Source organism: Candidatus Binatia bacterium, from assembly GCA_036504975.1.
Classification (GTDB): Bacteria; Desulfobacterota; Binatia; order UBA9968; family UBA9968; genus JAJPJQ01.
Genome location: DASXUF010000172.1, coordinates 46,749 through 63,515, shown reverse-complemented (window position 1 = coordinate 63,515; position 16,767 = coordinate 46,749). Strand labels below are relative to the sequence as shown.

General features: G+C 57.2%; 18 protein-coding genes. 13 read left to right on the top strand and 5 right to left on the bottom strand.

Going from position 1 to position 16,767, the window contains the following annotated elements; genetic code table 11:
- Both VGL70_21180 and VGL70_21175 read left to right on the top strand, forming a co-directional pair.
- Positions 1-180 (top strand): DUF2339 domain-containing protein (locus VGL70_21180; GenBank protein ID HEY3306042.1); only part of this gene is annotated, 180 nt, incomplete at its 5' end.
- Positions 177-1,502: a DUF3999 family protein gene (locus VGL70_21175; GenBank protein ID HEY3306041.1), complete on the top strand. Its 1,326-nt coding sequence runs from the start codon at positions 177-179 to the stop codon at positions 1,500-1,502. The genes VGL70_21180 and VGL70_21175, both read left to right, overlap by 4 nt.
- Before the next feature lie 29 nt (positions 1,503-1,531).
- Here VGL70_21175 and VGL70_21170 read toward each other — a convergent pair whose 3' ends face one another.
- The 3 genes from VGL70_21170 to VGL70_21160 form a co-directional block, all read right to left on the bottom strand.
- Complete coding sequence (locus tag VGL70_21170; protein HEY3306040.1) at positions 1,532-2,905, bottom strand: C13 family peptidase; 1,374 nt, start codon at positions 2,903-2,905, stop codon at positions 1,532-1,534.
- Between the two features lie 8 nt (positions 2,906-2,913).
- Positions 2,914-3,171, bottom strand: a complete 258-nt coding sequence (locus VGL70_21165) for a YcxB family protein (GenBank protein ID HEY3306039.1) — start codon at positions 3,169-3,171, stop codon at positions 2,914-2,916.
- A gap of 309 nt (positions 3,172-3,480) precedes the next feature.
- Positions 3,481-4,341 (bottom strand): transporter, encoded by an 861-nt coding sequence (locus tag VGL70_21160; protein ID HEY3306038.1) that lies wholly within the window; start codon positions 4,339-4,341, stop codon positions 3,481-3,483.
- A 161-nt stretch (positions 4,342-4,502) separates the two neighbouring features.
- On the opposite strand from VGL70_21160, the gene VGL70_21155 reads away from it, so the two are divergent.
- The 3 genes from VGL70_21155 to guaD all read left to right on the top strand — a co-directional run bounded on the left by VGL70_21155 (position 4,503) and on the right by guaD (position 6,995).
- The gene (locus VGL70_21155) at positions 4,503-4,856 is read left to right on the top strand and encodes a type II toxin-antitoxin system MqsA family antitoxin (GenBank protein HEY3306037.1); all 354 of its coding nucleotides are present in this window, start codon (positions 4,503-4,505) and stop codon (positions 4,854-4,856) included.
- Positions 4,857-5,170: 314 nt separating this feature from the next.
- The gene (locus VGL70_21150) at positions 5,171-5,542 is read left to right on the top strand and encodes a hypothetical protein (protein HEY3306036.1); all 372 of its coding nucleotides are present in this window, start codon (positions 5,171-5,173) and stop codon (positions 5,540-5,542) included.
- Between the two features lie 121 nt (positions 5,543-5,663).
- Positions 5,664-6,995: a guanine deaminase gene (gene guaD, locus VGL70_21145; protein HEY3306035.1), complete on the top strand. Its 1,332-nt coding sequence runs from the start codon at positions 5,664-5,666 to the stop codon at positions 6,993-6,995.
- A gap of 213 nt (positions 6,996-7,208) precedes the next feature.
- Here guaD and VGL70_21140 read toward each other — a convergent pair whose 3' ends face one another.
- Positions 7,209-7,511, bottom strand: a complete 303-nt coding sequence (locus VGL70_21140; GenBank protein ID HEY3306034.1) for a hypothetical protein — start codon at positions 7,509-7,511, stop codon at positions 7,209-7,211.
- A 116-nt stretch (positions 7,512-7,627) separates the two neighbouring features.
- On the opposite strand from VGL70_21140, the gene VGL70_21135 reads away from it, so the two are divergent.
- The 6 genes from VGL70_21135 (at position 7,628) to VGL70_21110 (ending at position 12,750) form a co-directional block, all read left to right on the top strand.
- The gene (locus tag VGL70_21135) at positions 7,628-8,347 is read left to right on the top strand and encodes an alpha/beta fold hydrolase (GenBank protein ID HEY3306033.1); all 720 of its coding nucleotides are present in this window, start codon (positions 7,628-7,630) and stop codon (positions 8,345-8,347) included.
- 2 nt (positions 8,348-8,349) lie between these two features.
- Positions 8,350-9,348, top strand: a complete 999-nt coding sequence (locus VGL70_21130) for an amidohydrolase family protein (GenBank protein HEY3306032.1) — start codon at positions 8,350-8,352, stop codon at positions 9,346-9,348.
- A 142-nt stretch (positions 9,349-9,490) separates the two neighbouring features.
- Positions 9,491-10,921 (top strand): M20/M25/M40 family metallo-hydrolase, encoded by a 1,431-nt coding sequence (locus tag VGL70_21125; protein ID HEY3306031.1) that lies wholly within the window; start codon positions 9,491-9,493, stop codon positions 10,919-10,921.
- Positions 10,922-11,105: 184 nt separating this feature from the next.
- Positions 11,106-11,519 (top strand): putative toxin-antitoxin system toxin component, PIN family, encoded by a 414-nt coding sequence (locus tag VGL70_21120; protein ID HEY3306030.1) that lies wholly within the window; start codon positions 11,106-11,108, stop codon positions 11,517-11,519.
- Complete coding sequence (locus VGL70_21115) at positions 11,516-11,806, top strand: toxin-antitoxin system HicB family antitoxin (GenBank protein HEY3306029.1); 291 nt, start codon at positions 11,516-11,518, stop codon at positions 11,804-11,806. Before VGL70_21120 ends, VGL70_21115 begins: the two co-directional genes overlap by 4 nt.
- A gap of 644 nt (positions 11,807-12,450) precedes the next feature.
- Positions 12,451-12,750, top strand: a complete 300-nt coding sequence (locus VGL70_21110) for a M20/M25/M40 family metallo-hydrolase (protein HEY3306028.1) — start codon at positions 12,451-12,453, stop codon at positions 12,748-12,750.
- A gap of 830 nt (positions 12,751-13,580) precedes the next feature.
- Here VGL70_21110 and VGL70_21105 read toward each other — a convergent pair.
- Entirely contained in the window at positions 13,581-14,459 is an 879-nt protein-coding gene (locus VGL70_21105; GenBank protein ID HEY3306027.1) for an RluA family pseudouridine synthase, read from the bottom strand.
- Between the two features lie 123 nt (positions 14,460-14,582).
- On the opposite strand from VGL70_21105, the gene pheA reads away from it, so the two are divergent.
- The gene (gene pheA, locus VGL70_21100) at positions 14,583-15,659 is read left to right on the top strand and encodes a prephenate dehydratase (GenBank protein HEY3306026.1); all 1,077 of its coding nucleotides are present in this window, start codon (positions 14,583-14,585) and stop codon (positions 15,657-15,659) included.
- Complete coding sequence (gene hisC / locus VGL70_21095) at positions 15,656-16,756, top strand: histidinol-phosphate transaminase (protein ID HEY3306025.1); 1,101 nt, start codon at positions 15,656-15,658, stop codon at positions 16,754-16,756. Before pheA ends, hisC begins: the two co-directional genes overlap by 4 nt.
- The last annotated feature ends 11 nt before the right edge of the window (positions 16,757-16,767 follow it).

Here is a 16,767-nt window from a genome sequence, read left to right as displayed (position 1 = left end):
ACCGTGGTCAAGCTGCTGGTGATAGACATGGCGATCTTGCAGCCCGTCTACCGGATACTTTCGTTTGCCGCCACCGGAGTGCTTCTCATCGTCGCCGCGTATCTCTATCAGAAGTTCGCCAAGGGCCTGCTTGAACCGAACGCGGAAATCCCGCCGGCGCCAAGGGAAGGAGCGTCGTGAGACATTTCCTTGCCGCGGCGGCCCTCCTCCTTGGCCTCGTTGGTCCCGACACGTTGACCGCCCAGCTCGATCAGCAAGAGTGGGGCTGGCGCGCGACGCTCGCCCGCCCCCAGGAGACCGGCGGCATGGCGGCGCTGCCTCTGGATGAAGCGCTCTACGATCGGCTGCTGATTCCGCCGCACGATCTCCGTCTCGTCGACCAGGGCGCGGCGTTGGTTCCGCACGTCGTTCAATGCGGTCGCACGACCGCGGCGGCTACGACGGTCATGCGCCCGGTCCAGATTATTAACCGGACGTTCACGCCCAAGCGTTTTTCGCGCGTCGTTCTGGACTTTGGCGAAAGCGCGCTCAAGAACAAGCTGAAGGTCGATCTGTCCGGACAAAATTACCGGCGCCGGGTGACGATCGAAGGCGGAGAAGATGGACGAACCTGGGAGACCGTCCAGGAGCGGAATTTTCTTTTCGACGCTCACGTGCCGGGCCAGTCGCTCCGGCTCGATACGCTCGCCTTTCCCGAAAACAGTTTTCGCTATCTCCGGCTCACGGTGGAGAATATGGCGGACGATCCCGAGCGCGTCGAGATCAACGGGGCAAACGCTTTTTACGAGGAGCCGGCCGGCGAGCCGCAACTCGCCCGAGTCCAGGTCGTCAGCCGAAACATCGAGCAGGACAAAAAAACCAGCTCGACCGTCATCACGCTCGATCTCGGGTTCCGGAACTTGCCGCTGCAAAGCGTCGCGCTCGCCATCGAGAACGCCCGGTTCGATCGCGCTTACACGATCGAAGGACGGAATACGATCACGCATAAGATCTACCGCCGCACCGAGGAGGCGTGGCGCGCGGAAGAGAGAGAGACCCCCTGGAGCTCGGTTGCGCAGGGACAATTCTATCGTCGGGAATATCAGGGCAAAATCTCGGAGATGACCGAAGCCGCGATTCCCCACGCCGCGTATCGCTATCTGCGCGTCACGATTTTAAATCGTGACGACAGCCCGTTGGAGATCAAAGACGTCGCGGTCAAGCGCCGCACCTGCGCGCTGCTTTTCAAGGCGCAGGCTGGAGCGCAATACACTCTTTACGGAGGAAACGGTAAAGCCGGCGCGGCGGCGTATGACTTCGCGCGCCTGGTCCCGGGGATGGATATCGCCACGCTGCCGCAAGTGAATCACGGCGCTATCGAAACTCTCAAGCCCGAAGAGGCTCAGGTTCCGTGGAGCGAGCGCTATTCGTATCTTATCACGGGCGGAGTAGTCGTTGCCGTCCTTCTGATGCTCGGGATCATCCTGCCGGTGCTGAAGAAGGAGATGGGGAGCGGAAAGTAAACAGACAAAGGGCAAAAATTAGGAGGACGCTACTTGTATCCTTTTGCCAGGGCGCCCAATTGTTGCTCCAGCGTCGAGAGCTTCGGCTTGATGGCCTCGCCGACAGCGATCTGGGGCTCGGAAGGCTTGTAGCCGTTTTTTTTCTCGCGTTCGGCGACGGCCAGCTTGGCGATCTCGAACGCCTCGACGAACGAATGCGTCTGCCTGAGCGCCTCGTCGAAATAGGCCTTGCCGAAATACGTCCATTCCACCTCGTTGCTGCACCCGAATGAATTCCTGTCCGCGGCCGATGCGGAAATCACGAGCGTGTTTTGATCCTTCAAGGGCCCGATGAATCCGCCCGAATAGCAGGCGGAAACCACGACCACTCGGTTTCGGATCCCGGAGTCGTCCAAGAGGGCGCGCAGCGTCGCCGGGTCCAGCTCATGAAATTTCACCGGCCAGAAGTCGAGCGACAAGCGGTGCTCCTTCGAGCCATGCGAAGTAAGAAAAAGGAAGAGTATATCTTCGTCCCTATTCATCACCTCCGCCACGCGCTTTAGCGACGCGCGCAGGCTGGTCACGCTGGCGAGAGGCGATGTGGCTACGGTTTTGCGATTGTTGACCAGGCGGATTGTTTTTCCCTCGGCGTCGAACCGCTCGCGGAAGAGACGGTCCACGGCGTCGACCTCCTTCATGAAAACATCTTGGTTGGCATAGCCGCCAATGCCGATGAAATAGACGTCGATCACGCCCGGGCGGCCGGGCCGAGCGCCGGCAAGCTCGCGTTCGAGAACACCGGACTGCCCGTAGAGCACGCTTTCGTCCAACCCCTTGTAATCTGTCGATCCGCTTTCTTCCCCTTCGGCTGTCTGCAGCAAGAAAGCGCGCTCGGCGTACTGCGCCATAGCCGGCAGGCCAAGCATGACGGCGCAAAGGGCGGCGGCAATGGACGCCCGACGCCGTGCGCTCGGAAACAAGGATACCGTTGTTTTGGCGCAAGCCATGGCAAGCCAGAGCTGCGGAATGATGGCGTACTCGTCGCCGATTAGCCGTAGCGCAGTATGATTCAAGAACGATCCGACCGCGCCGTAAGCGACGGAACCCGCCAATTGGATCGCCACGTTGATCATGAGAAACGCTTGCAATAGGGTCAACGTTCTATCACTCCTGCCGATGACGTAGGCGGCAAGGATTGCCGCGAGCCCGAAAACGGGTAACTCAGACGCGGCCGAGGGAATGGTCCAAAATAACATCGCTGGGTGCAGGTGCATCGTCGCGACGGCGGAAACGACGGAAATCAACCAGCCGGCGAGGCCGAACGCAGCAATCTGCCACCACGCGACCGTCAGCCGATCTTCCCGAATCCGGAGGAACAGAGCGAGGCGAAAGCCGTTCGCCAGGTTGTCTAGGAACGCCGCCATCGTTTGCCTCAAGTTCGCGCGCCTCGAAGGCGTGGCCGGCGCTTAGCGAATGCCGCCGCGCCGACTTTTTCGCGGAGATGTGCAAGGAAGGCTTGTTTTTCTTCTCCGGATTCAAATGCGGCATCGGGAACGATGTAGAAATAGAGATCGTCGGTGAGCAGCAGAACGACGCCGTGCGAGTCATCCACTCTTATCAGGCCGGACCACTTCGTCGTTGATTCCCAGTTTGGCGAGTTGTGGCGCAGGCCCGCCTGCTCGATCGTCAATTCGCAGGGGCCTCCCGAGGGCATCGCACGGACTGGACGTCGCCGAATGTGATCGACGGCGGTCGAGATATGTTCAGGAGCGAGAGTAAATGCAAACTCGGTCCGCATTTTTAACCTTAATAAGGGGCGGGGGACGCCGACTACTCTACATTAGTCTTATCGACGAACTATAAAGAATCTTTAGGCGCTTTCTGCCGCTGACGTGGTCGCCCGCCCGCAGATCCGGTGGCGCCAAATCCTTGGCGAAGCTGTTGAGGCGTTCTGTGCTCAGGCGCTTACTTGAAGAAGGTAGACATGGATAAGCCGCAGCTAAAAAAGTTTGTGTTCGATCGAGAGATATAACAGCACGCCGAAGTTGGCGGCGGCCCTCGTAACACCGATTGGTAGAGCGACGCCGATGACGGTTTGCAGCTCCTCTTTATCGATGACGGCGGCGCGGAAGCCCGGAGAGATCATCGATACGAAGTCGCGCTGTTTTTTTCCTGCGCCGTCGATGCTTTCATCGAAATTACCGACCCATTCCAACATCGCATGAACGCGCGGCGTGAGCGCGAGGATGGCGCTCGCGCCCAGGCTGGGGGAGACGAGCGAGCGCCTCGACGACAGTCCTCCCGCGTCCAACGGGGCGCGCACGCCGGGGAGATAGGTGAGTCCAAAATTCGCATGGAGGGCCAATAGCGGCGGAAGCTTTTTGCTGAAGGGAAGGTTCCATTGATAGCCGACCACGCCGTTGCCCGTTCCTTTCCAGCGGTTACCGCTCGGGAGAATCAAGCTGAACCGCGGCGCGAACGCCGGAAAACGCTCTCCTTCGTACAGAGCCTGGTAGCGGTAGTTGAGTAGAATGTCTCCGATGCCCCGCAAGTTTTCGCCTTCTTCCCGAGTGTGGAAAGAGGGGATGCTGTAGGAAAATTGGTGGTCCTGAGAAAAGACCGGCCACTCCTGCGTGAAGTTGAATTCCCACCCGCGCCGCTGGGAGTCTTTGGAGTAGACGGCGACAAAGATGTGCTGGATGACTCCCGGTTCCTGGTTGTAGGCTTCTTCGACGAGAAAGCTGTTGTCTTCGATCCGGTCGATGGGATCGGCTTTCGACTCCGCTGCCGGCGCGGCTGCGGCGGATAAGAAAAGCAGCGCGGCGCTTACGAAATTCAGAATCCGCAGTGTTCGACTCATTGTACGCCGCCGTTTTTAGAGCGATCTTCCGCGACACTATTCGACAACAGAGCGGGTGTCAACAAAAGTTCATCCTTTTCACTATCGCCTGTTGCCTCAATGCCCCTTGACGCCTAAGATGCTGCATATAAAATGGAAATACATACGTACAGGCGCGAGTCATGAAAACTAACGTGAAGCGGAAGAATTACTATTTGGACGAGCGAAAGATCAAGCGGGTCAAGAGCATCCTGGGCGCGAAGAAGGAGACCGAGGCTATCGACGCGGCTCTGGATCTCAATTACGGAAAATGTGAAATCTGCGATGCCAAGCTTGTGGGCAAACGAATCAACCAGGACTTTTGGATTCGCGGGAAGCTAGTCGTGCTGGACAACGTGCCCGCTGGCGTTTGTCCGCGCTGCGGCGCCAAGGTGGTACGATCAGAAGTCGGGAAACGCATCGCGAAGATTTTGGAAAGTCCCACGAAATGGTCCAAGGCGCTCGTTATTCATTTTCCGGTCGTAGAATTCCCCTAATTTAGATCTTTCTCCAAAAGTTTTCCGGTCGATCGCCCATCCTCCATATTTTTCCGTCTTTTACCTCTGCCCACGAGCACGATCTAGACTTCGGCTCCGCTCAGCGTCTTGAGCTAGTCGAAGAACGAACACGGGCACGGCTTTCGTTTTCAGCCTATTCCCCGCTGTCTTCTCTTTATTTCATCCCCCCGCGGTCATCCTTCATCCTTTCTTCCTGTTGCCGAAGGCCTGGTTAATATGTATTGACTGCAAAACCCCTTCCAAAGTATTCTATTACCGTTATTACGACTCAGGGGTTGACGGGAGGAATGCGTATGGCGAAAGTTCTCCTTACTGAAAATTCGAGCGAGGATCTCGCCTATTATAATAAGATCCGGGACACGATCCAGGGTCTCGACGGGATCATTGTAAAGGTGATCACCGATAGCGTAACGATGATCACCGGTGCGCTTACCTTGAGCGTTGTCCTCTATGACAAACTCGACAAATTGCCTTGGAATTCGTTTGTCGGATTAATCCTTGTGAGCATTACTTTTCTTATCACACTTAACTCCCGAGGGAGGATCAAACTCTACTCAAACCTTCTTGGCGGAGCAGTGGGGATTGCCAAAGCGATTGAGCCGAAGCTTTTTACGGAAAATGAAAGTTTGACTATCCAACTCGATAGGCTTCCTCATGCGGGGTAAAGGGTGAGAGGCTATATTTGAGGAGCACGATAGTCTTGTTTATCATCGAAGCTGCCCTCTTCAGCTTTTATCTCTTGCAATTCATCTTGTCGTCTACAAATTTTATAAAGAAGTTGGTTCAATGTTGGTAGATCCAAGATTCGAACCCGTAATCTACCGAGGTAGGATTGTCAACCCGAGATTGGACGGGTCCTGTGAGGAATTTCGACACGGCTGTCTGGTAGTTGGAGGGGATGGTCGTATTATCGACTGTGGGTGCTGGGAGGATGTTAAGCGAAGGTTAGATTTTACAGCGCGTGTGCCCGTTGTAGATTTTGGTTCGCAGCTCCTTCTACCCGGGTTTGTTGATCTGCATCTACACTTCCCACAGTTTGATTGTAGGGGTATGTACGCAGACAGTCTCTTGACCTGGCTCAAGAAACATATTTACCCTGTGGAAGCACGGTTCAGCGATTCTAATCTGGCGCGGAACACCGCAAAGCGCTTACTGCATGAACTGGCGAGTTGTGGGACGACTACCGCAGTTATTTTCTCCTCCGTTCATGCCGAGGCGACGGATATTCTCTTTGAAGAAGCCGCCAATAGTGGTCTCCGGGCAATAATTGGAAAGGTTTTGATGGATGAAGGTGGGGAGGTTCCAAGGAGCCTGCTACAAGAGTGGCGCATTGGAATCGAAGAGAGCATTGCGCTGTGCAAGAAGTGGCACGGAGCCAGTGACGGACGACTGTATTATGCCTTTTCTCCCCGGTTCGCGGTAACTTGTTCAGAGCAGCTTATGATCACGGCGGGAACGGCTGCCAGAGAATATGGGGCGTATATTCAAACGCACGTGTCGGAGACACTTGAGGAGGTAGACTTCGTGCGGAAACGGTTTCCGCACAGGCGAAATTACGTTGACGTCTATAATTCAGCGGGTTTACTTGGGGAAAGAACAATCTTGGCCCATGCTATTCATTTTGAAGATGACGAGTTCAAAATCGTCGGGGAGTCTGGTGCGAAAGTGGCCTATTGTCCGAGTTCGAATTTTTTTCTGAAGAGCGGCACAATGAATTTGAGAAAGATGCATCAGAACAGAATCACCGTCGGTCTAGGCTCTGACATAGGCGCGGCTCCTTCCGCTTCTCTTTTATCCGTTATGCGTGACGGAATTTATATGCAACCTCAGTGGGTGCAGCCTCGAGAAATGCTTGCGATGGCAACCATTAGAGGAGCGACAGCTTTGGGACTCGATGAACGCATCGGGAGCCTTGAACAAGGCAAAGATGCAGATTTTATCGTCGCTGATCCTAGCCCCCTATCTGGGAGATGGAGAGAGATCGAGGGCGACTTGGACGATGTGTTGTCACTGATGGTCTTCAGAGATATCGGACAGGTGGTGGCAAGGGCCTTTGTGAAGGGGGAAGAGGTCTACCGGGGTATTAGCGCTGGCTTCGAGGATTGCGCCATACAATGATGCATCTTCCACGATGGGTGGGTTACCTCGTTCCCCAAAACCTACCTAAGGGCATGATGGGGTCGAATCCTGAAAATTGGACTTGTCTTTCTCAACCCCTCGTATTTCGCAGAGAGGGGTGGAGCAATAAAAAGAATAAAAAGGGTCGGGAATCTTTTCACAGTCCCCTGAAGTTCTACCTTCTTATCTCCACACTCCGTCGAACCCCTGGTCCTACGCCTCCTCCAAAGGCCACGGGTCTTTCACCTCCGTCATCGGCGCCTGGCCGCTGAGGCCGCGCGCGACTTCCCACGCCGCGTGCTTGTGGGATTGGACAGTTGTCCTTGACTCCCGGCCGGCCTCTCGACTAGTTTCTTCCTGGATGAATCGGTCCGGCTTCACCACCTCGGTCGCAACCGCTACTTCGAAGATTACGTTCCCGGAACGGTGCACGAATTCGGTCCCATCGCGGTGGAGCTTGAAGAGGTGGTGAGCTTCGGCAAGCGCTTCATGCCGCTCGCCTACCATCCGCGGCATCGTCCGTTCCTTCGTCGAGGTGCTGAATCAAAATCGCCAGGTCATCATGAGCTTGAAGATGGTAAACTTCGTGCGCACCCGGTATGGTATGAAGACTTCTGTCGACGGCTGATGCAATGGAATCCACTACGAAGACGATCGAATTGATTCAACCTCCGCCGCGCTCCGGCCTGTTGCGCGAGGCGCGCGGGCTGCTCGAGCTGCCGCGGCTCTTGCTCTGCATGCGCACGCTCGCGCGCCAGCCGCGCGGGCGCGGCGAGCCCGTCCTCGTCCTGCCCGGTTACGGCGCCGGCGACATTTCAACGGTGCTGCTGCAGAGCTATTTACGTCTTCTCGGCTATCGCGTGCGCGGTCAGGGACGGCGTAAAAATTCCGACGATGTATCGGAGCAGCTGACGCGCGTGCTCAAACGTCTGGTCTCTTTCTCTCGCAAAGGGCGGCAAAAGGTTCGCATCGTCGGCTGGAGCCTGGGAGGATACCTCGGCCGCGAGGCGGCGCGCGAGCGTCCCGATCTCGTGCGTCAGGTCATCACGCTCGGAACTCCGGTGGTGGGCGGCCCCAAGTACACCGTCATCGCCCATTCCTTTCGCCGCCGAGGCATCGACATCGACGCGATCGAGGCGCAGATCCAGATGCGCAATCGCGTCTCGCTCACGACGCCGGTGACCGCCATCTATTCGCGCATGGACGGCGTCGTCGCGTGGCGGGCCTGCATCGACAACGACTGCTCGCAGGTCGAGCACGTGGAGGTGGAAACGACCCATTTGGGCCTGGGCATCTGCCCGGAAGTCTATAGCATCATCGCCGATCGGCTCGCCAAGGAGATCGCTGAGTAATCATGGTCTCGACCGAGCTCATCGTAGACGTTCACCATCATTACATGCCGGCGGGCTTGTTCGACCGGCTCGCCGCGCAAGCGGGAGGCCGGCGGATCGTCACGAACGAGATCAGCCTGACGCTCAATCCGTCGCGCAAGGACCTCGACGCGCATCTCAAGGTCATGGACGAGGCCGGCGTCAAGACGGCGGTGCTCACCGATCAGGTGCAGGTGATGGGAGCGGAGGTCGCGCGGATGTTGAACGACGGCATCGCCGAAGTCGCGCGCCAGCATCCGGACCGCTTCGTTGGCGCCATGCACCTGCCGATCCATGAGCCGCCTCAGGCGGAGCGCGAGCTGGCGCGCGGCATCGACGAGCTCGGTTTGCGCGCCGTCGCGCTGCTCGCGTGTCATCTCGACGTGCAGCTCGACCATCCGGTGATGAACCCGCTCTACGAGCGTATCCAGCGCCATGATTTGCCGATCGTGATTCATCCGCAGTCCAAGCCCGCCGGCTCGGACACTATTTACAATCTTGACCGCTGCGTCTTCCGGCCGTTCGAGACGACCCAGGCTATCGTGCGCGTGATGGCGAGCGTGCTGCCGCGCTTCCCCGGGCTGCGTTTCGTCATGCCGCATCTCGGCGGTGGCGCGTCGTCGCTCAAGGGAAGGATGATGGCGTTCTTCGAGCCCGAGGACGCCGATGTTCCGCCCGAGGTGAAGGGATACTTGAAGACGCAATCGGAGCAGAAGCGCCTCGGCCTGGCGGAGCGTTTTGAAAAATTATTCCACTCACTCTACTTCGATACCGCCGGAACCGGCGCCTGGGCGCCGGCGCTGGCAGCGGCGTTTAACATCACCTCCGCCGATCGCATCCTGTTCGGCACCGACTACCCGCTCGAATGCAAAACCTCCGCAAACATCCTTGAGTCGCTGAATGTGGTGCGCGAAGCGGCGAGATCGGAAAAGGATAGGGCGGCGATGTTAGGCGGCACCGCGGCGCAGCTCTTCAACTTGTGATATGAGGAGCGGGAGAGATCCTTCACTTCGTTCATCAGGATGACAGAGGAAGGACTCAGGCTAATCCAAGCTCCCATGTCATTCTGAGCGCAGCGAAGAATCTCTCTTATTGTGTTCGTATGGTGAGAAAGACATTAGATCAATGATGATGCGTCTCTTATCATCTTGTCTTGCGGTAGCGCTCAGCGGAGGATTCGCTTACGCGCAGCCGTTCACTCCCCACCAGCAGCTCGCGCGCGAGATCTACAAAGAGCTCGTCGACATCAACACGACCGACTCTGTCGGCAATACGACGCTCGCCGCCGAGGCGATGGCGCGGCGGCTCAGGCGCGCGGGCTTTCCGGAGGACGATATTCATGTGCTCGGGAGCGACGCGCGCAAGGGGAATCTTGTCACGCGCTTGCGCGGCACCGGCGCGCGCAGGCCGATTCTTTTACTGGCCCATCTCGACGTCGTGGAAGCCAGGCGTGAGGATTGGTCGTTCGATCCATTCAAGTTTCAGGAGCAGGATGGATACTTCTTGGGCCGTGGCACGTCGGACGACAAGGCGATGGCGGCCATCTTCGTGGCGAATCTCCTTAGGTATAAGCAAGAAGGCTTCGTCCCCGACCGGGATATCATCCTCGCACTGACCGCCGACGAGGAAATGGGGGACGTTCCGACCAACGGCGTATCGTGGCTGCTGAAGAGATACAAAAATCTCATCGATGCGGAATTCGCGCTGAACGAAGGCGGCGGCATCAGCTTAAGGAACGGCAAGCCGGCCGTCAGCCGGCTGCAAGTCAGCGAAAAAATTTCCGTGATGTACCGCCTGGAAGTTAAAAACCCCGGCGGGCACAGCGCGGTGCCGACCCGGGACAACGCGATCTACCATCTCGCCGAAGGCCTCCGTCGTTTAGTCAGGCACGCGTTTCCCGTGAAGCTCACCGAGGCGACCCGCGCTTACTTCGAACGGCTTGCCTCTATCGAAAGCGGCCAGGATGCCGAGGACATGCGGGCCATTCTTCGCAACCCCGCGGACCTCGCGGCCACGTCGCGTCTCTCGACCCGGCCCTCGTACAACGCTCAGCTCAGGACCACTTGCGTAGCGACTCGGCTCGACTCGGGAATCGCCAAGAATGCTTTGCCGCAGACGGCGCGCGCAACGGTGAATTGCCGGGTGCTGCCCGGCGAGTCCGTGGCCGAGGTTCAGCAAACCCTGGTCAGAGTATTGGCCAACGACAAGATCGTCGTCAGCCAAATGGAAGATTACACGCCGAGCCTGCCGTCGCCGCCTCGGCCCGACCTCGTTCAGGCGATCGAGCGGCTCACAGCCGAGTTCTGGCCGGGCGCCGCGGTCGTGCCGGTGATGTCCACAGGCGCGACCGATTCCCGCTTTCTGCGCAACGCCGGCATCCCGGCCTACGGCCACTCGGGGCTCGCCAGCGAGCCCGGTGATAATCGCGCCCACGGCAAGGACGAGCGTCTGGCGGTGAAATCCTTCTTCGATGGGCTGGAGTATCAGTATCGGTTGGTGAAAGCTTTATCGTCGCCCGAAAAGACGATGCCGCTGTCACCATTGGAGGCGCAGTGATTGAATCGCGGGTCGATTACCGTAGCTTGCTGCGACGTCAATTGCCCATCCGAAGTCCGTCATTCCCGCATGCTTTAAGCGGCAATCCAGTTGGGAGCTGGTCAGGAAGTCGTTAGTTGCTCATTCTCGAAAACCTTGCTTAATTGATGGTATCTCATATAATACCACAGTGGCTGTGCCTCTCGTGCTTCTGGACACCAACGTTCTTGTGTCCGGACTTCGGTCAAAAAAGGGGGCGGCCTTCAAATTGCTCTCCATGGTAGGAAAGGGAGACTTTGAAATCTGCCTCTCCGTTCCCGTGGTGCTTGAGTACGAAGAGGTTTTATCGGCTCAACTGGAGGAGTTGCACCTCGCCGACTCCGATGTCCGAGACTTGCTGGATTACTTATGCAGCGTCGGCAAGCATCAGGAAGTTTATTTTTTATGGCGTCCTTATCTAAGAGATGCGAAGGATGATTTTATTTTGGAGGCAGCGGTTGCCGGGGACTGCGATGCCATCATTACCTACAACAGGCGGGATTTTGCAGGAGCCGAGAAGTTTGACGTGCAGATTCTGACCCCTGCACAGTTCCTTAAACGAATAGGAGCACTGCAATGAGCGCGTTGAGTCTCAGACTTCCAAATTTTCTCCATAAAAAGCTGGGTGACCTGGCTAAGCGTGAGGGTGTGTCTATCAATCAGCTTATCAATTCAGCGGTCGCGGAAAAGATGTCTGCGCTGATGACCGTGGAATACCTTCAGGAACGCGCCAAGCGTGGGAGTCGCAAGAGGTTTGAGGCCGTTCTATCCAAGGTTCCCGATAGAGAGCCCGAAGAGTTTGATCGGCTTCCTAAGAAGGGGCGAGAGCGGACTGCAAAAAAACGAGGGCGGCGCTCAGCCGCATAGCGTTAGATTGGAAACCCTTGTCGGCGGCAGTTAAATGTCGGCAAAGGGTTAAACGAGGTGCTTGGTCAGATACGTCTTTGAGGAAATATGAAGAAGGGGGCTCGTAGAGACGACGAAATGCGCCATCACTATGACTTTACCGGCGGGGTCCGCGGCAAGTACGCGCGCCGGTATGCCGAAGGCATCAATGTTGTGATGCTTGATCCCGACGTAGCACGCCTGTTTCCAAATCGTGAGGCTGTCAACGAGACACTACGGGCCGTTGCTCAGATTGTTCAGATACAAAAACGAAGGCGGGGCAGGGTTCACCGCACCTCCGCACCTGACCGCACCCCGCGTGAGAGGACCCGATCGTGCGGCGGCAAGTGAGCGGGCATATGAAAAATGGAGGCGCAGTGATTATCAAGTCTTTGCTTCGCCCGCAGTTAACGTGCAGGAGCTTGGACGCCGCCTATCGTCGGATGGCCGGAGAAGAAGCCCGAGAAAAAGAAGCCATTGAATGGGCTGAAGATACGCTCGGGGATGTTGCCGATGGGGCGAGGTGAAGTATGGTGGGTTAATTTTGAACCATCCGTAGGAGGTGAGATCGCGAAAGCAGCGCCCAGTTGCAGCGTTCTTAGGTTGGACAGGATCGAAAAAGTTCTCTGACCCCATTTTCTTCCCAGGCGATCGAGCGGCTCACAGCCGAGTTCTGGCCGGGCGCCGCGGTCGTGCCGGTGATGTCCACAGGCGCGACCGATTCCCGCTTTCTGCGCAACGCCGGCATCCCGGCCTACGGCCACTCCGGCCTTGCCAGCGAGCCCGGTGATAATCGCGCCCACGGCAAAGACGAGCGCCTGGCGGTGAAATCCTTCTTCGATGGGCTGGAGTATCAGTATCGGTTGGTGAAAGCTTTATCGTCGCCCGAAAAGACGATGCCGCTGTCACCATTGGAGGCGCAGTGATTGAATTGTCCCCCATAGTTGTCCCCTAGACGGTCCTCAGGTTATGAAGAGGGGTATCTGCCGCACTGTTCTCTTGCTCGCTATTTGCATCGCGGTTAGTATCGGCGAGGCCCATGCAGAGTGGCTGGCCGAAGGAGCAAGGCTTCGTTGGCGCATGAATGTGCCAGACTCCTGGGTAGGAGGAGGGCACCATCAGATTACGCGGTCACTCGAGAATTTCGAGTCTCAAGATCCCAACTCTCCGTCAAGCAATATCTTCCGAGAACTGAAACGAATCTCCCAGAACCAGGATGCAGTACTTTTCCGTTGGCCTGAGACGTGGGCACTCCAACTCACGAGGCTTGAAATAAACGTCGTTTCTAGTCCAACGATATCCGTAAGCGACTTGACGGAGGAAAGGTTTCGCAAGATGACCAAAAACATCGAACGAGATAATCCGGACGCCAGGGTCCGTTTTTTGAGGGCAGAGCTGGACAGATATCGGCGGCTACCGGGCGGCTACCGCTTCTTATCTCGTAATGAATGCGAAAGGAGGGGATTTCTTCAAGCGGACTGATATTGTGATCGGGCCCAAATGGATGCACTCTTTCAATCTGTCAGTAAGTGGGGCAGTGAAAGACAGGTATTTCAAAGAAGTTACCGCAATGCTTCTGACGCTGGAATATCAGTGAGATTCCAGGCATCTACAGATATCTTTCTATGACGGCTTGGAATAGCAGTACCGGCGGTGAAGGCCCTTTCGTCACACGATAAAGACGCTGTCTCCCATGGAAGCGCAGTGATAGGAAAGAGCAAGGCAAAGGGTAAGAGTAAAAAGGCAAAAAGAAAAGTCACCGAGCTTCTAGAGATTTCAACGTGCCCGCCAAATCCTCCGGCAAATCCGCACTCCATCTTCGCTTTTTTCCTCGATACTCAAATACGATCATCGCCGCGTGGAGAAATTGCCGCTTCAAGCCATAAGCTTTGCGAAACTTTTTGTTGAAGGCGAAGTCGCCGTGCTCGTCGTCCATCACGATCGGATGGCCGAGCTGGGCGAAGTGGAGGCGGATCTGGTGCATGCGGCCGGTTTCGATCCAAACGCGAACCAAAGTCGTATCGGAAAATTCCTCCTCAACGCGGTAACGAGTCACGGCTGAAACCGGCCGGCCGTTTCGTCCCGGCAACGGGAATTCGATCGTGCCGTGGTTGGGATGAAGCCGTCCGGCCACGAGCGCGAGGTACTCTTTCTCCACGTCGCCGGTTTCGAAAAGCTTTTCCAGCCGCTCTGCCGTTTGGTCGTTCTTGGCCGCGACGAGAAGGCCCGACGTGTCTTGGTCGATCCGGTGAACGAGTTTCGGCGTGATGCCCCGCGGACGATACGCTGCCTCCAACATTCCGAGAACGGTATCGCGCTTGAGGATTCCCTTTCCCTCGTGGACCGCGAGCCCCGCGGGTTTGTTCAGGACCACGAGATCCTCGTCTTCAAAAAAGATCTCGAACGGACGCGCGCGCGCCGGCTTTACCGGCGCCTTTTGCTTTTCAAACGGAACATAGAGCTGGATGCGGTCTCCCGGACGCGCCAGTTCCTCCGGTCCGGAGCGTTTGCCGTTGAGGCGCACGCCGTTTTTGCGAAAGAGCTTTCTCACGTAACCGATGTTGAAGCGCTTCTTGAGAAGATTTTCCAGCCGCTTCGGCGTCTCGTTTTCCGGTACGACGATCTCCCAGGGCATAGGCCACTCATACCGGCGCTCTCTGGGTTTCGTCAAGGCCGGGAAATATTTGCAATTTCGCAGGCGTTAAGCTAGGTTAGATAACTTCGGGATGAATTTGTATGGTTATGGGTGAGGTCCTCCTTGAGCCGTAAAGAGACGGTCGATGCGCTCAGAAAAAAGATCGATCAGGTCGATGAAAATCTCGTAGAGCTGCTGAACGAGCGGGCAACTCTTGCTCAAAAGATCGGCCGGACCAAAAGTCTGGACAACAAGGATGTTTTTGTTCCCAGCCGCGAGAAGGAAATCTTTCAGAGGATTGCGCATCTGAATCGCGGACCGCTGCCCGAGCGGTCCGTGCGTTCCATCTATCGGGAAATTCTCTCCGCCTCACGTTCTCTGGAAGCGCCCCTCAACGTCGCCTACTTCGGGCCCGAGGCGACGTATACCCACATGGCGGCGCGCGAGAAATTCGGCTCTTCGACGACCTACGTCCCCATGGCCGGTATCGCGGACGTGTTCCAGGAAGTGCGGCAGGGAAGGGTGGACTACGGCGTGGTGCCGATCGAGAACTCGACCGAAGGCGTCGTCACGCACACGCTGGACATGCTGGTCGAGGCGGACGTGAAGATTTGCGCCGAGGTTTTTTTAGACGTCCATCACTATTTGCTGTCGCGTTCAGGAAAGACGGAAGACATCCGGCGGATCGTTTCGCATCCGCAGGCGCTGGCGCAGTGCCGGCGCTGGCTGACGACCAATCTTCCCAACGTGGCGCTGAATGAAGCGCCGAGCACCGCGCAGGCGGCGCAGATGGCCGCCGCGGACCCGAGCCTCGCTGCGGTCGCCAGCGCGCTGGCGAAGGAGCTTTACGGTCTGGAAACCGTGGAAAGCAACATCGAAGACCAGAGCAACAACATCACGCGCTTTCTCGTGATCGGCGGGCAGACGCCGAGCCCCAGCGGCGCGGACAAGACCTCGCTCGTCTTTTCGGTCAAAGACGAAGTCGGCGTCTTGCATCGCATGCTCGATCCGTTCGCGAAGAACCGCATCAACCTGACCAAGATCGAGTCGCGGCCGTTGAAGCAGAAGCCGTGGGAATATCTTTTCTTCCTCGATCTGCAAGGACACATCCAGGACCCGCCGATCCAGCGGGCGGTAAAAAAATTGGAGAAGAGCTGCCTGTTCATCAAAATTTTGGGCTCTTACCCCTCGGCCGTATGAGCCTCTTGGATCGAGTGCCGGAATACATTCGCTCGCTGTTTCCCTACGAGCCGGGAAAGCCCATCGAAGAGGTGGAGCGGGAATACGGCATCGAGGATTCGATCAAGCTCGCGTCGAACGAGAATCCGCTCGGCCCTTCGCCCAGGGCGCTGAAGGCGCTCACGGAAAGACTGAGCCGGCTCCATCTCTATCCGGACGGCGATTGTTTTTATTTGAAGCGCGCGCTGGCGGCGAAGCTGGGCGTCGCCGAGGAGCGGCTCGTCTTCGGCAACGGCTCCAATGAAATCATCGAGCTGGCCGTCAGGACCTTCATGAGGCCCGGCGACGAAGCGGTCATGGCGCATCAGGCCTTCGTTGTCTATCGCCTGATCGTGCAGGCGGCGGGCGGGTCGTGCAAAATCGTGCCGCTCAAGAACTTCACGCACGATCTCGACGCGATGGGCGATGCGGTAAGCGCCAAAACGCGGATCGTGTTTCTCGCGAATCCCAACAATCCGACCGGCACGATCTACGGCATAAAGCGGTGGGAGAAGTTTCTCGACCGCGTCGGTCCCGATACGCTGGTCGTCGCCGACGAGGCTTACTTCGAGTACGTCGCCGATTCGGACTATCCGAACTCGCTCGCGTATCAGGAGACCGGCAAAGCAATTTTGACCTTGCGGACCTTCTCGAAGCTCTACGGCCTGGCGGGTCTCAGGATCGGCTACGGCATCGGTCCGAAAGATCTCGTCGGCCTGATGCACCGCGTGCGCCAGCCGTTCAACGTCAGCGCTGCGGCCCAATGGGCGGCGCTCGCCGCGCTGGAAGATGTCGATCACGTGCGGCGGACCCTCGACGTCAATCGCGAAGGCATGGAATATTTGCAGCGGGAGATCGAGAAGCTCGGATTGGAGCAGGTTCCCAGCCGGGCGAATTTCATTTTACTCCGCGTCGGCGACGGGGGAGCGATCTTCAAACAACTCTTGCAGCGTGGCGTCATCGTCCGCCCGATGGGCGCCTACGATCTCCCGGAGCATATCCGCGTGACGATCGGCACGATGAAGGAAAACAGTAGATTCATAAACGAGTTGAAAGCTATAATCACAAGTCATTCTTAGGAGATTAGAGA

Excerpts from the sequence above, each read along its gene's own strand:
- VGL70_21135 (HEY3306033.1), top strand. The coding sequence starts at position 7,628 with ATGGAATCCACTACGAAGACGATCGAATTGATTCAACCTCCGCCGCGC.
- VGL70_21115 (HEY3306029.1), top strand. The coding sequence starts at position 11,516 with ATGAGCGCGTTGAGTCTCAGACTTCCAAATTTTCTCCATAAAAAGCTG.
- VGL70_21130 (HEY3306032.1), top strand. The coding sequence starts at position 8,350 with ATGGTCTCGACCGAGCTCATCGTAGACGTTCACCATCATTACATGCCG.
- VGL70_21150 (HEY3306036.1), top strand. The coding sequence starts at position 5,171 with ATGGCGAAAGTTCTCCTTACTGAAAATTCGAGCGAGGATCTCGCCTAT.
- VGL70_21170 (HEY3306040.1), bottom strand. The coding sequence starts at position 2,905 with ATGGCGGCGTTCCTAGACAACCTGGCGAACGGCTTTCGCCTCGCTCTG.
- hisC (HEY3306025.1), top strand. The coding sequence starts at position 15,656 with ATGAGCCTCTTGGATCGAGTGCCGGAATACATTCGCTCGCTGTTTCCC.
- VGL70_21160 (HEY3306038.1), bottom strand. The coding sequence starts at position 4,341 with ATGAGTCGAACACTGCGGATTCTGAATTTCGTAAGCGCCGCGCTGCTT.
- VGL70_21105 (HEY3306027.1), bottom strand. The coding sequence starts at position 14,459 with ATGCCCTGGGAGATCGTCGTACCGGAAAACGAGACGCCGAAGCGGCTG.
- VGL70_21125 (HEY3306031.1), top strand. The coding sequence starts at position 9,491 with ATGATGATGCGTCTCTTATCATCTTGTCTTGCGGTAGCGCTCAGCGGA.
- guaD (HEY3306035.1), top strand. The coding sequence starts at position 5,664 with ATGTTGGTAGATCCAAGATTCGAACCCGTAATCTACCGAGGTAGGATT.
- VGL70_21140 (HEY3306034.1), bottom strand. The coding sequence starts at position 7,511 with ATGCCGCGGATGGTAGGCGAGCGGCATGAAGCGCTTGCCGAAGCTCAC.
- VGL70_21155 (HEY3306037.1), top strand. The coding sequence starts at position 4,503 with ATGAAAACTAACGTGAAGCGGAAGAATTACTATTTGGACGAGCGAAAG.